Genomic DNA, 12,970 nt, shown 5'->3' with positions numbered 1-12,970 from the left:
AATGAAAGAATATATAATGTCTCGTGTGTTTAAAGCTTCTGCCGGAATCGCACAGGGTATTTTCGTATCCCTTGGAATTGGTTTACTGATCGAAAATATAGGAAGAATTGTTGATATTCCATTACTTATTACAATCGGAGTTGTTGCAAAATCACTTATGGCACCAGCAATTGGAGCCGGGATTGCTTTTATGCTCGGTGCAAACGGGCTCGTAATTTTCTCGGCGATGGTAGCCGGAGCAATTGGAGCTGGTTCAATTTCAATTACTGAAGCTGGTCTCATCATTAAAACAGGTGAACCGATCGGTGCATTATTGACAGCGACTTTAGCAGTTTATATTGGTAAACGATTAAGTGGAAAAACTGCTTTAGATATGATGCTCGTTCCATTTGCAGCAATATTAGGTTCTGGTTTAGTCGGTATTTGGTTAGCTCAAAATATTAGCCCAGTTTTAAATACAGTTGGAGCATTCATTAAAGATAGTTCAGCTGGTAGCCCATTTATCGCTTCTGTCGTGATTGCTGTAGTTTGGGGACTATTACTTATCTCTCCAGCTTCATCAGCTGCTTTAGCGATAGCACTTAGCTTAGATGGTGTTGCGGGAGGTGCAGCACTTGCAGGATGTGTTGCTCAGTTTATCGGATTCTCTGTTATTTCAGCGAAAGAGAATAATTTAGGTGGCATATTAGCTCAGGCACTTTGTACTCCAAAAGTACAGTTGCCGAACATTACTAAAAATCCAATGATTCTCGTCCCAACTGTTGTCGCCAGTGCTATAGTGGGCCCAGTATCAGCACTGATTTTCCAACTGGAAGCAGGAAAAGAAATTGCAGGTCTTGGATTAAGCTCTCTTATCGCACCAATTAATTTAATTTCCAGCCAAGGGTGGGAGGTTGTCCCAGCGATGATAATCACTTATATCATCATCCCAGTAGCGGTTTCTTATATACTTTACATTGCTCTTAAAAAAGCAGGTCGTATTCATTCTGGTGATATGACTGTACCGCAATCTTAATTTGAAAATCTCCTTAATATAGGGAAAAGCAGACTGAAGCCACAGTCTGCTTTTTTACATTTTATGATTTCGTTTTACTGGAACGCGTACTGTTTCTTTTGCTAATAATAGTTGAACACCGAAGTATAGTATGCTTGCGAGCGTCATTCCAGAAATGGCGTCTACAAAGGCATGCTGCTTCGTAAATAGCGTTGATAAAATAATAAGCGTACCGAAGAAAGTAAGGATGTAATATTCCAAAGCATGCTGTTCTCTACGCTTAAAGGCAGCTAACATAATTACAAATGTCGTAAGGACATGAATGCTTGGGAAACAGTTTACTGGTTGATCAATACTATAAATATAGCGGACTAGTTCGGAAAATACATCTGTTCCAACGACGGTTGGGCGTGGCACAGTTGTCTGCCAAAAAAAGTAAATCGAAAAACAAGCAAGTTTTCCAAGAATTACACTACTTAAAGTGACATAATATTGCTTTCGATCAGCAAAACAGTAATAAATAAGTGCACCGTATAAGTATGGAAACCAAAGTAAGTAAGGAATAATAAATGCTTTCACAAATGGAATCCAATCATCTACTACAGTTGTGACATCTACTGCGTGAACAGTAGATTTATTTAATACATCGTAAAGGGGACTTACGAGTACGAGTAGAAGTATATAACTTAACGGAAGAAGAGATGAAAGTTTAAATTTCTTCATGATAATCTCCTATGTTTTAGTAATGTAAATAAATTCAATTGATTATAATATAGAAAATCCAATTGGGCTATCGATTTCACTTACATTTTCTTGAATTCACCTTACATTTTTGTCACTTGACTTAAAAGAGGGGGAGGGTGCTATATGAAGCGTTCACTTTATTTCTTATTTTTTATATTGTTATGCCTATTGGGTACTGGATGTGCCAAGGATAATGAAGGAGATACATTAGAATATAACGGGAGAGCGCTCGTCATTGGAGTTGTTGGTGAAAAGCCGAAAGATACATTTAGAAATATAAAGTTTGAAAACGTGAAGTTAGAAGAGATGCAGGAGAAATCCGAAAAAGTTGATGGTTTTCTCGTCATGAAAGAATATTTTCAAGAAGCATCAAAGGAACAGTATACAGACTTATTTTTATCGTTAAAGAAGCCGGTGTTTTTTATTGGTTTACAAGATAGACCGTATTTGATTTTTACTGAAAAAGATTTAGATTTTGACAATGCTCCAAGGGATAGGGCAATGATGTATACGCAAGGTTTTGTGAATATGGGAAGACCCGAAGGACAATATTGGGGTATAGGGTTATATAATGATACGGTTTCCAATCAAAATATTCATAATATGTATATAGTAGTATTTCAAACCATTTCGGACTATTTAAGTCGATGATGAAGGAGCCTGTAAAAGGGCTTCTTATTTTTTTAAATAAACGTTTGTTTAAGATATATGTTCGGTATAGAAAATCATGTTTTCCAACGGTGATATAGAAAAACATGAGATTAATCAAACGTTTGTTTAAGAGGTATGTTCGGTATGGGAAAAGTCATATTTTTCAACGGTGGATGTAGAAAAATATGAAATTAATCAAACGTTTGTTTAAGGTATATGTTCGGTATGAAAGAATCTACGTATTCCAAAGGCTGAGGTAGAAAAATATGAAATTAATCAAACGTTTGTTTAAGATATATGTTCGGCATGGAATGAGAAAAAAGTTTTAAAAAAATTATATATTTATTTTTTCTTAATAAATGGCGGAAAAATAAGAAAAATTAGCAGGATTATTAAAAATTATCACGAAATAAGTAAAAGTTTAGCGAATAATCGTTTGAAATAATAAAATGTTTTCTATATGATAAAGGTAAAGGTTAGTAAAAAAGTAGGTGAATTTATGACAGTAACATTTTATTCATATCCAAAGTGTGGCACATGTCAAAAAGCAAAGAAATGGTTTGAGGCAAACGATGTAGCATATGAGATGATTCATATTGTTGAAAATCCACCGTCAAAAGAAGATTTACGTAATTTACATGAGAAAAGTGAATTACCATTAAAAAAATTCTTTAATACAAGTGGAATGCGTTACCGCGAACTTGGTTTAAAAGATAAGTTAAAGGATGCAAGCGAAGACGAAATGTACGAGCTTTTAGCATCTGATGGCATGTTAATTAAACGTCCAATTGTAACAGATGGAACGAGTGTAACACTTGGTTTTAACGAAGAGCAGTTTGAAAGTGCGTGGAAAAAATACCAATAAGGTATTTTTACATAATTAATACATTCACTGGAGGTACAGTCATGAGCATTCCAAATAATTTACGTTACTCTGAAGAACACGAATGGGTAAAAACAGAAGGTAATGCGGTTGTTATCGGTATTACTCATTTTGCACAAGGTGAGTTAGGCGATATCGTATTCGTTGAACTTCCTGAAGTAGGTGCAACAATCCAAGCTGACGAGCCATTCGGAAGCGTAGAATCTGTTAAAACAGTTTCTGAATTATACGCACCTGTAAGTGGTAAAGTTGTAGCAGTAAACGAAGAATTAAGTGACCAACCAGAACTAGTTAACGAATCTCCATACGAGGGTGCATGGATGGTTAAAGTTGAACTTTCTGATGCAAGCCAAGTTGAGAAGTTATTAACTGCAGAAAAATATGCAGAAATGACAAACCAAGACTAATTATAGTCGAAGAAAAAGGACAGCCTTTGTGCTGTCCTTTTTTATGTTGTGTACATAATGAATTTAAAAACATATATATTAATTATTATATAGGAGAACGTTTTTGAAAAAACTTTTTTCATTGTCCAGCTCTAGCGGCTAGAACAGTCGATCATTTCACTCCTTAACTTGAGGCAAAAGGCGCCTCTAGTTCAGGAGTTCCAATGCCCTCCTGTTCTGAGCGAGCCGCTTGCGCTTTTCTTTTGCAAAAATAAACAGGAAACAACATGAAAATAACGAATATACTATATACTAAGTTAAAGGTTGTATAGTATATGGTGATCGGGTGATGACATATGATTTATGTGGAAAAAGTCATTATTGTAGAAGGTAAATCGGATAGAAGAAAGATTGAATCTATTATTCGTGAACCAGTGGAAATTGTTTGTACAAATGGTACAATTGGTTTGTCGAAAATGGATGAGCTCATTGATCAACTTTTTGATAAAGACGTATATGTGCTAGTGGATGCTGATGATGCAGGAGAAAAGTTAAGGAAACAATTCCGAAAAGAATTTCCGCAAGCAGAGCATATTTATATTGATCGCTCGTATCGCGAGGTGGCGACTGCACCTTCTTCACATTTAGCAAATGTATTATGGGGAGCTGACATTGACGTTTATACAGAATATTTACGGTAAGGAATGATAGAAGTGATTGATTGGACAGGTGCCGAAGCTACAGACCTAATAGGAAATGAAGAAAAAACAGTGTTATATGTGTATACACCAATGTGTGGAACATGCCAGTTAGCAAAGAAGATGTTAACGGTCGTCGAGATGACGATTGAAGATTTGAAAATTGGGATGTTAGATTTAAATTATGCTCCGCATTTAGCGAAAGAGTATGGGATAGAAAGTGTACCGTGTTTACTTGTTTTTGAAAATGGGACACTGATGAAGAAAATATATGCATTTCATTCGGTTGAATATTTATATACGGAATTAAAGTAGGCGGCAAAGTTTTTGCCGCCTCGACATATTTCTTGGGAAATATGTCGACATGCGTGATAGATACAGTATTTGTCGAGCGAAAGTAACAGGATTGCTCTTTAATAAGAGGGAATGGTATGTAATAGAAAGTGATATGAGGGATGTGGTTTAGGATGAAATTATATTCTTTGCTTCAATCATTTGTAAATTACGCTAATGGTCAATATCATTTAGAACCGCTTTTAAGGCAAGGAGAAAGAACTGTTAATTTTCGTTTTGGAGATGAATGCTGTTCGTTACAAATTTCAAGAGATTATATAGAACTTTTGAAAGAGGCGAGAGGAACGGAACAAATCGTTTGTTTAGAGGAAGAGGATGTACAAAAATTAGTGACTGGAAATATGAGGTTGCAAACGTTAATGAGTGATGGACGGGTACAATATTCTGGAACGTATCGAACGATGTTATTAGTTGAATCGATGTTTCATATATGTAAACCGATGTCAGTCGGGGCTTAAAATTCTGAAGTTTCTTTTTTCGCGAAAATTTCTGTTGACACGGCGTGTGGATATTGATACAATTCAATTCATAAAATATAGACAATTTCATAAATTTTAAATCAGACGAAAATTTAATCTGATTTCTCTTATTAAGAGAGGTGGAGGGACTGTGCCCTGTGAAGCCCGGCAACCGTCAACTTATGTTGAAATGGTGCCAATTCCTGCAAAGCAAATGCTTTGAGAGATGAGAGAGAGGGATAATGTTGTTATATACGCATATAAACCTTTCTGCTTCTCTAGAAGCGGAAAGGTTTTTTGTTGTTTGAATGCGGAGGATATTCAAATAATAAGAGGAGCTATAACGATGGACTACACGTATCAAAAATAAAAAAATGCGGAGTCTGTCCAAACAAAAGAGGGGTGAGCATCATGATCTTATTAGAAAATGTAAAGAAAATATATAAGGCAAAAAGCGGTGATGTCACTGCTGTAGATAACGCCAACTTACAAATAGAGAAAGGCGAAATATTTGGTGTTATCGGATATAGTGGTGCTGGGAAAAGTTCGTTAATCAGATTATTTAATCAGTTAGAGAAACCAACTTCTGGCCAAATTACAATTGCGAATCGTGTGATTTCAGCGATTACTGGAAATGAACTTCGTAAGGCAAGACAAGAAATCGGAATGATTTTTCAGCATTTCAACTTACTTTGGTCACGAACTGTGCGTGAAAATATCGCATTCCCACTTGAAATTGCAGGTGTCGATAAGGCAGAGAGAAGAAAACGTGTCGATGAGTTAATTCATCTTGTTGGATTAGAGGGAAGAGGAGACGCGTACCCATCTCAGCTAAGTGGTGGACAAAAGCAGCGCGTCGGGATTGCAAGAGCGTTAGCAAATAATCCACAAGTACTTTTATGTGATGAAGCAACGTCAGCTCTTGATCCGGAAACGACGGATCAAATTTTAGATTTATTGTTAGATATTAATAAGCGTCTCGGCTTAACAATTGTATTGATTACGCATGAGATGCACGTTATTCGCAAAATTTGTAATCGAGTTGCTGTAATGGAGAAAGGGAAAATCGTAGAAACGGGTCCAGTACTTGACGTATTCCGTAATCCACAGCAAGATATTACGAAACGATTTGTACAGCAGTTAACTGATTCTGAAGATACAAATGAAACGATTGAAAGCTTAATTGAAAAATATCCAGATGGAAAAGTAATTCGTTTGCAGTTTGTCGGTGAAGCAGTAGAAAGACCGGTACTTCAAAGGTTAATGCAGCGCGGTGATATAGAAGTTAGCATTTTGCAAGGAAATATCGCACAAACGAATAACGGCTCTTACGGAAGTTTAGTCGTTCATTTAAATGGTGAAGAAACAGCGATCCAGCAAGCAATAGAAGGGATTCATCAAGATCAAGTAGAGCTGGAGGTGATTGCACATGGATAAGTTAATTGCAAATGTTGATTGGAATCAAATGTTAGAAGCAACTGGTGAAACGTTATATATGACGGCAATCGCAGCGCTTGCCACATTTGTTTTAGGACTTATTTTAGGACTATTACTCTTTATGACAGCGAAAGATAATTTATGGGAAAATAAAGCGATTAATACGGTGATTGGAGCGTTCGTAAACATTTTCCGTTCTATACCGTTCATCATTTTAATTATTTTATTAATCCCATTCACAAAGATTCTTCTTGGAACAATTCTCGGAGCGAGTGCAGCGCTGCCAGCTTTAATTATTGGAGCGGCACCATTTTACGCGAGAATGGTTGAAATCGCACTTCGTGAAATTGATAAAGGTGTAATTGAGGCTTCAAAAGCAATGGGAGCAAAAACAAGCACAATCATTTTGAAAGTATTAATTCCAGAATCGTTACCAGCGTTAGTATCGGGTATTACGGTAACGACAATTGCTTTAGTAGGCTATACGGCAATGGCAGGTGTTGTTGGTGCTGGTGGCCTTGGAACACTTGCTTATTTAGAAGGGTTCCAGCGAGGAAATAACGATGTAACAATCGTTGCGACAATTTGTGTATTACTAGTTGTATTTTTCATTCAGTGGATTGGTGATAGTTTAACGACTCGAATAGATAAAAGATAATGAAAAACGGGAGGGTATTTCAAATGAAAAAATTATTACTTACAGCACTTATTACAACTTCAATTTTTGGTCTAGCTGCTTGTGGTGGGAAAGATAAAGATGAAAAGAAACTAGTTGTTGGTGCTTCTAACGTACCTCATGCGGTTATTTTAGAAAAGGCAAAGCCATTACTTGAGAAAAAAGGAATTGAGTTAGAAATTAAAAAATTCCAGGACTACGTGTTACCGAATAAAGCGTTAGCGGATAAAGAATTAGATGCAAACTACTTCCAGCACATTCCGTATTTAGAAAAAGAAATTAAAGATAAAAAATATGATTTTGAAATAGCGGGGAAAATTCATTTAGAACCAATTGGCGTGTACTCTCAAAAATATAAAAGCTTAAAAGAACTTCCAGACGGGGCGACAATTCTTATGAGTAATTCTGTTGCTGATCATGGACGTGGTTTAGCAATTTTACAAAAAGAAGGAGTTTTAAAAATTAAAGACGGAGTAGATCCAGTTAAAGCGACTCCGAAAGATATTGCAGATAATCCGAAAAACTTAAAGTTCAAAACGGATATCGAGCCTGGTTTATTACCACAGGTGTATAACAATAAAGAAGGCGATGCGGTTCTAATTAATTCTAACTATGCAATTGATGCGAAATTAAACCCAGAAAAAGACGCGATTGCAATTGAAGGAAATGATTCTCCATACGCAAACGTAGTAGCTGTTCGTAAAGGTGATAAAGATAAAAAAGAGATTAAAGCTCTTATAGAAGTGCTGCATTCTAAAGAAATTGAAGATTTTATTAATAAAGAATATAAAGGGGCAGTTGTTCCTGTAAAAGAATAATCGTTTGAAGAAGGGCTGGTGTATGCCGGCTCTTTTTTCTAACTACATAACTATAGGGGAGAAGGGGACATCATATGAAAAAGATTATACTGTCAGTTGTTACAGCGCTGTCTGTATTTACATTAGCTGCTTGCGGGGGGAAAGAGGAAAATAAGCTTGTTGTCGGAGCTTCTAACGTGCCGCACGCTGTTATTTTAGAGAAGGCACAGCCGATATTAGAGAAAAAGGGTATTAAATTAGAGATTAAAAAATTCCAGGATTATGTGTTACCGAATAAAGCGTTAGCGGATAAAGAAATTGATGCGAACTACTTCCAACACATTCCGTATTTAGATAAAGAAATTCAAGAAAAAGGATATAAAATTGTAAACGCAGGAAAAATTCATTTAGAGCCAATGGGCATTTATTCTAAGAAATATAAAAGCTTAAAAGATCTTCCAGATGGAGGAACGGTTATTATGAGTAATAACGTAGCTGAGCGTGGCCGTATGTTAGCGTTGTTGCAAAAAGGCGGCGTTATTAAATTAAAAGACGGTGTAGATGTTGTTAAAGCGACAGTAAAAGATGTTGTAGAAAACCCGGAAAATTTAAAGTTTAAAACAGATGTAGAACCTGGACTTTCACCGAAGCTGTACGAAAACAATGAAGGTGATGCTTTATTTATTAATTCAAACTACGCAATTGATGCAAAATTAAATCCAACAAAGGATGCAATCGCAATTGAAGGATCAGACTCTCCTTACGCAAATATTATCGCAGTTCGTAAAGGTGACGAGAAGAAAAAAGAAATTAAAGAGCTAGTAGAAGTGCTACATTCAAAAGAAATTCAAGATTTTATTAACAAAGAATATAAAGGTGCTGTACTTCCTGTGAACGAATAGGTGCTGGAAAGGGCTGGGAATAACCCAGTCCTTTTTTCTTTATATATATAAGAAGAAAGGTGTATCATAAGAGGATGTAAAGGAAATACTTATATACATTTGTGAAAAAATTGTTACATTTTCTTAGTGTTTGCGATATCATTTTATTTGCTATAAGATTAGAATGAGAATAAAATGAGAATATGAACGTTTTAGTAATTTTTAAAATGTATATAGAGGATTAATGGAGGTATTGAGATGGCTGGTTCTACATTAACGGTTAAAGACTTACACGTATCAATCGACGGTAAAGAAATTTTAAAAGGTGTAAACCTTGAAGTAAAAGGTGGAGAAATCCACGCAATTATGGGACCTAACGGAACAGGTAAATCAACTTTATCTTCTGCGATTATGGGTCACCCAAAGTATGAAGTAACAGAAGGTAGCATCATCATCGACGGTGAAGATGTATTAGAAATGGAAGTAGACGAGCGCGCACAAGCAGGTCTATTCTTAGCAATGCAATATCCAAGTGAAATTAGCGGAGTAACAAACGCTGACTTCTTACGTTCTGCAATTAATGCACGTCGTGAAGAAGGCGAAGAAATTTCTCTTATGAAATTTATCCGTACATTAGATAAAAACATGGAATTCCTAGAAATGGATCCAGAAATGGCACAACGTTACTTAAACGAAGGTTTCTCTGGCGGTGAGAAAAAACGTAACGAGATTCTTCAATTAATGATGATCGAGCCAAAAATTGCAATCTTAGATGAAATCGACTCAGGTCTTGATATCGATGCATTAAAAGTTGTATCTAAAGGTATTAACCAAATGCGCGGCGAAGATTTCGGTTGCCTAATGATTACGCATTACCAACGTTTATTAAACTACATCACTCCAGACTTCGTTCACGTTATGATGAACGGTCGTATCGTTAAATCTGGTGGCCCTGAGCTTGCACAACGTCTAGAAGCTGAAGGTTATGACTGGATTAAAAAAGAATTAGGTATTGAAGACGAAACAGCAGAGCAAGAAGCGTAAGAGAGGAGCATAAACATGACAATCGGTACATTACCTTTCGATCAAGAAACAATCCGTCAGCGCGCAAGCGAAGTAAACGAAGCTGCTTGGTTGACTGAGTTCCGCTTACAAGCTCTTGCACAAGCAATTGAACTTCCAATGCCAACGCCTGATAAAACGAAAATTGAAAAATGGGACTTTATCGGAAAAGGCGACGCTGCTAAGCAAGAGCCTGTAAGTTCTTTAACAGAGCTTCCAGAAGCAGTGAAAAACTTAATCGATGAAAATAACAGCGTATTAGTACAACGTGCTGGTACAACTGCGTTCGTTTCTTTAGCAGACGAAGCGAAAGAAAAAGGTGTTATTTTTACAGACATCGTAACAGCTGCAACAGAGCATGCTGAACTAGTACAAAAGTACTTAATGAAAGACGGCGTGAAAGTAGACGAGCATCGTCTAACTGCACTTCATGCTGCATTAATCAACGGCGGTGCATTCGTATATGTTCCGAAAAACGTTGTTCTTGAAACTCCACTTCAAGCTGTATTCTTAGTAGACGGCGAAGAAGCTAACGTATATAACCACGTATTATTCGTAGCTGATGCGAACAGTACTGCAACATATGTAGAAAACTACGTTGCAAATGAAAATGCTAAAGGTATTGCAAATATCGTAGCAGAAGTAATCGTGGAACAAGGCGCACAAGTGAAATTCGGTGCGGTTGATCTATTAGCAAAAGACGTAACAACTTACGTTAACCGCCGCGGCATTGTTGGACGCGACGCTCGTATTGATTGGGCTCTAGGCCTTATGAATGACGGAAATACAATCTCAGAGAACGTTACGAACTTAATGGGCGACGGATCATTTGCTGATACAAAAACAGTAACAATTGGCCGTGGTAACCAAACACAAAACTTTACAACTAAAGTTGTTCACTTTGGTAAACACTCTGAAGGTTGGATTTTAAAACACGGAGTACAAAAAGATAGTGCAACATCTATCTTTAATGGAATTGGTAAGATTGAACACGGTGCATCTAAATCAAATGCACAACAATCTTCTCGCGTTCTTATGTTAGATGAGAAAGCTCGCGGTGATGCAAACCCAATTCTTTTAATCGATGAAGATGATGTAATGGCAGGTCACGCAGCTTCAGTAGGCCGCGTAGATCCATACCAATTATACTACTTGATGAGCCGTGGGATTCCAAAACGCGAAGCAGAACGTTTAGTCATCCATGGATTCTTAGCACCTGTAGTAAATGAGCTTCCAATTGAAGGAGTAAAAGCACAGCTTGTTGAGGTAATTGAAAGGAAAGTTCGCTAATGAATATTCATGAAATACGCAAACAGTTTCCAATTCTTGATCAAAAAGTGAACGGCAAACAACTTGTTTATTTCGATAGTGCAGCAACTTCTCAAAAACCAATTCAAGTCATTGAAACGTTAGAACGTTATTATAAAGAATATAATTCTAACGTGCATCGCGGTGTTCATACGCTCGGTACGAAAGCTACCGACGCGTATGAAGGTGCACGTGAGAAAGTTCGCAAGTTTATTAATGCGAAATCAATGGAAGAGATTATTTTCACGCGCGGAACGACAACTGCATTAAATACAGTAGCAGCTAGCTATGGTCTTGATAATGTAAAAGAAGGCGATGAAATCGTCATCTCTTACATGGAGCACCATAGTAACATCATTCCGTGGCAACAAGTTGCGAAGAAAACTGGTGCAACTTTAAAATACCTTCCACTTCAACTAGACGGTACAATTTCTTTAGAAGATGTTCGTCAAACAGTTACACCGAATACAAAAATTGTTTCTATTATGCACGTGTCAAACGTACTTGGAACGATTAACCCTGTAAAAGAAATCGGAGCAATCGCACACGAAAACGGTGCAATCATGATCGTTGATGGAGCACAAAGTGCACCTCATATGAAAGTGGATGTACAAGATTTAAACTGTGATTTCTACGCATTATCTGCTCATAAGATGTGCGGACCAACAGGTGTCGGCGTATTATATGGTAAGAAAGAATTGCTAAACAATATGGAACCAATTGAATTTGGTGGTGAAATGATTGATTTCGTAGACTTACAAGAGTCTACTTGGAAAGAGCTTCCGTGGAAGTTCGAAGCAGGTACACCGATTATTGGTAATGCAATCGGACTTGGTGCGGCAATTGATTTCCTAGAAGAAATCGGTCTTCATAATATTGAAAAGCATGAACATGAATTAGCGCAATATGCTTTAGAGAGACTATCAGAAGTAGATGGCGTTACAATTTATGGTCCAAAGCATCGCGCTGGTCTAGTTACATTTAATATTGATGACGTACATCCTCACGATGTAGCAACTGTATTAGATGTAGAAGGCATTGCGGTTCGCGCAGGACATCACTGTGCACAACCACTTATGAAGTGGCTGAAAGCTTCTTCTACAGCACGTGCGAGCTTCTATTTATATAATACAAAAGAAGAAATTGATACATTTGTTGAATCGCTAATCAAGACAAAGGAGTATTTCACAAATGTCATTTAATAATTTAGATACGTTATATCGTCAAGTTATTATGGATCATTACAAAAATCCTCGTAACCATGGCGTGTTAGAAGATAGTGTTACCGTTAACTTGAACAATCCAACTTGCGGCGATCGTATTCAACTTACGATGAAAGTAGAAGAGGGTATTGTACAAGAAGCGAAGTTTGAAGGCGAAGGATGTTCAATTTCAATGTCTTCAGCTTCAATGATGACACAAGCAGTAAAAGGAAAGAAAATTGAAGAGGCTCTTAAGCTTTCTAAAATTTTCTCTGACATGATGCTAGGAAAAGAGTATGATGACAGCATTGATTTAGGAGATATTGAAGCATTACAAGGCGTATGCAAGTTCCCGGCACGTATTAAATGTGCAACATTAGCGTGGAAAGCGTTAGAAAAGGGCTTAAACGAAGATAAGTAATGTTAAAGGTTCCTAAAA

16 protein-coding genes and 1 riboswitch are annotated in these 12,970 nt (G+C 36.9%); of the genes, 15 read left to right on the top strand and 1 reads right to left on the bottom strand.

Annotated features, from left to right (window positions below):
• Nucleotide 1: 1 nt before the first annotated feature.
• Nucleotides 2–1,015: a PTS transporter subunit IIC gene (locus MHI07_RS23545; protein ID WP_088079624.1), complete on the top strand. Its 1,014-nt coding sequence runs from the start codon at nucleotides 2–4 to the stop codon at nucleotides 1,013–1,015.
• 54 nt (nucleotides 1,016–1,069) lie between these two features.
• Here the strand turns inward: MHI07_RS23545 and MHI07_RS23540 are convergent, their stop codons facing one another.
• Nucleotides 1,070–1,717 (bottom strand): phosphatase PAP2 family protein, encoded by a 648-nt coding sequence (locus tag MHI07_RS23540; RefSeq protein WP_078173444.1) that lies wholly within the window; start codon nucleotides 1,715–1,717, stop codon nucleotides 1,070–1,072.
• Between the two features lie 144 nt (nucleotides 1,718–1,861).
• Here MHI07_RS23540 and MHI07_RS23535 point away from each other — a divergent pair, with 144 nt between their 5' ends.
• From MHI07_RS23535 to sufU, 14 genes are all read left to right on the top strand, one after another.
• On the top strand, nucleotides 1,862–2,389 hold the full coding sequence (locus MHI07_RS23535; RefSeq protein WP_340826582.1) for a hypothetical protein: 528 nt from the start codon (nucleotides 1,862–1,864) through the stop codon (nucleotides 2,387–2,389).
• 499 nt (nucleotides 2,390–2,888) lie between these two features.
• Nucleotides 2,889–3,254 carry an arsenate reductase family protein gene (locus MHI07_RS23530; protein ID WP_002159990.1) on the top strand — a complete coding sequence of 122 codons (366 nt, stop codon included), beginning with the start codon at nucleotides 2,889–2,891 and terminating at the stop codon, nucleotides 3,252–3,254.
• Nucleotides 3,255–3,295: 41 nt separating this feature from the next.
• The gene (gcvH, locus tag MHI07_RS23525) at nucleotides 3,296–3,679 is read left to right on the top strand and encodes a glycine cleavage system protein GcvH (RefSeq protein WP_000026895.1); all 384 of its coding nucleotides are present in this window, start codon (nucleotides 3,296–3,298) and stop codon (nucleotides 3,677–3,679) included.
• Nucleotides 3,680–4,014: 335 nt separating this feature from the next.
• Complete coding sequence (locus MHI07_RS23520; RefSeq protein ID WP_002159991.1) at nucleotides 4,015–4,359, top strand: toprim domain-containing protein; 345 nt, start codon at nucleotides 4,015–4,017, stop codon at nucleotides 4,357–4,359.
• 3 nt (nucleotides 4,360–4,362) lie between these two features.
• Nucleotides 4,363–4,671 carry a thioredoxin family protein gene (locus MHI07_RS23515; protein WP_087945836.1) on the top strand — a complete coding sequence of 103 codons (309 nt, stop codon included), beginning with the start codon at nucleotides 4,363–4,365 and terminating at the stop codon, nucleotides 4,669–4,671.
• 152 nt (nucleotides 4,672–4,823) lie between these two features.
• Nucleotides 4,824–5,168, top strand: coding sequence for a hypothetical protein (locus MHI07_RS23510; RefSeq protein ID WP_002068015.1), 345 nt, complete (start codon nucleotides 4,824–4,826; stop codon nucleotides 5,166–5,168).
• Between the two features lie 125 nt (nucleotides 5,169–5,293).
• Nucleotides 5,294–5,401, top strand: a riboswitch (SAM riboswitch).
• Between the two features lie 178 nt (nucleotides 5,402–5,579).
• Nucleotides 5,580–6,605 carry a methionine ABC transporter ATP-binding protein gene (locus tag MHI07_RS23505; protein ID WP_061673671.1) on the top strand — a complete coding sequence of 342 codons (1,026 nt, stop codon included), beginning with the start codon at nucleotides 5,580–5,582 and terminating at the stop codon, nucleotides 6,603–6,605.
• Nucleotides 6,598–7,263, top strand: a complete 666-nt coding sequence (locus tag MHI07_RS23500; RefSeq protein WP_071748142.1) for a methionine ABC transporter permease — start codon at nucleotides 6,598–6,600, stop codon at nucleotides 7,261–7,263. The genes MHI07_RS23505 and MHI07_RS23500 overlap by 8 nt, the downstream gene beginning before the upstream one ends.
• A 23-nt stretch (nucleotides 7,264–7,286) precedes the next feature.
• The gene (gene metQ, locus MHI07_RS23495; protein WP_088079621.1) at nucleotides 7,287–8,099 is read left to right on the top strand and encodes a methionine ABC transporter substrate-binding lipoprotein MetQ; all 813 of its coding nucleotides are present in this window, start codon (nucleotides 7,287–7,289) and stop codon (nucleotides 8,097–8,099) included.
• Between the two features lie 74 nt (nucleotides 8,100–8,173).
• Nucleotides 8,174–8,980 carry a methionine ABC transporter substrate-binding lipoprotein MetQ gene (gene metQ, locus MHI07_RS23490; RefSeq protein ID WP_340826573.1) on the top strand — a complete coding sequence of 269 codons (807 nt, stop codon included), beginning with the start codon at nucleotides 8,174–8,176 and terminating at the stop codon, nucleotides 8,978–8,980.
• A 237-nt stretch (nucleotides 8,981–9,217) separates the two neighbouring features.
• Entirely contained in the window at nucleotides 9,218–10,003 is a 786-nt protein-coding gene (gene sufC, locus MHI07_RS23485) for a Fe-S cluster assembly ATPase SufC (protein WP_002112662.1), read from the top strand.
• 15 nt (nucleotides 10,004–10,018) lie between these two features.
• Nucleotides 10,019–11,311 carry a Fe-S cluster assembly protein SufD gene (gene sufD, locus MHI07_RS23480; RefSeq protein ID WP_215572166.1) on the top strand — a complete coding sequence of 431 codons (1,293 nt, stop codon included), beginning with the start codon at nucleotides 10,019–10,021 and terminating at the stop codon, nucleotides 11,309–11,311.
• Nucleotides 11,311–12,531, top strand: coding sequence for a cysteine desulfurase SufS (gene sufS, locus MHI07_RS23475; protein WP_204209664.1), 1,221 nt, complete (start codon nucleotides 11,311–11,313; stop codon nucleotides 12,529–12,531). Before sufD ends, sufS begins: the two co-directional genes overlap by 1 nt.
• Nucleotides 12,521–12,952: a Fe-S cluster assembly sulfur transfer protein SufU gene (gene sufU / locus MHI07_RS23470; protein ID WP_002089369.1), complete on the top strand. Its 432-nt coding sequence runs from the start codon at nucleotides 12,521–12,523 to the stop codon at nucleotides 12,950–12,952. The genes sufS and sufU overlap by 11 nt, the downstream gene beginning before the upstream one ends.
• Nucleotides 12,953–12,970 lie beyond the last annotated feature (18 nt).

Source organism: Bacillus sp. FSL H8-0545 (genome assembly GCF_038006105.1).
GTDB classification, from domain to species: domain Bacteria; phylum Bacillota; class Bacilli; order Bacillales; family Bacillaceae_G; genus Bacillus_A; species Bacillus_A cereus_U.
The sequence above is the reverse complement of the archived record's forward strand: the minus strand, read 5'-3'. Positions and strand labels throughout refer to the sequence as shown.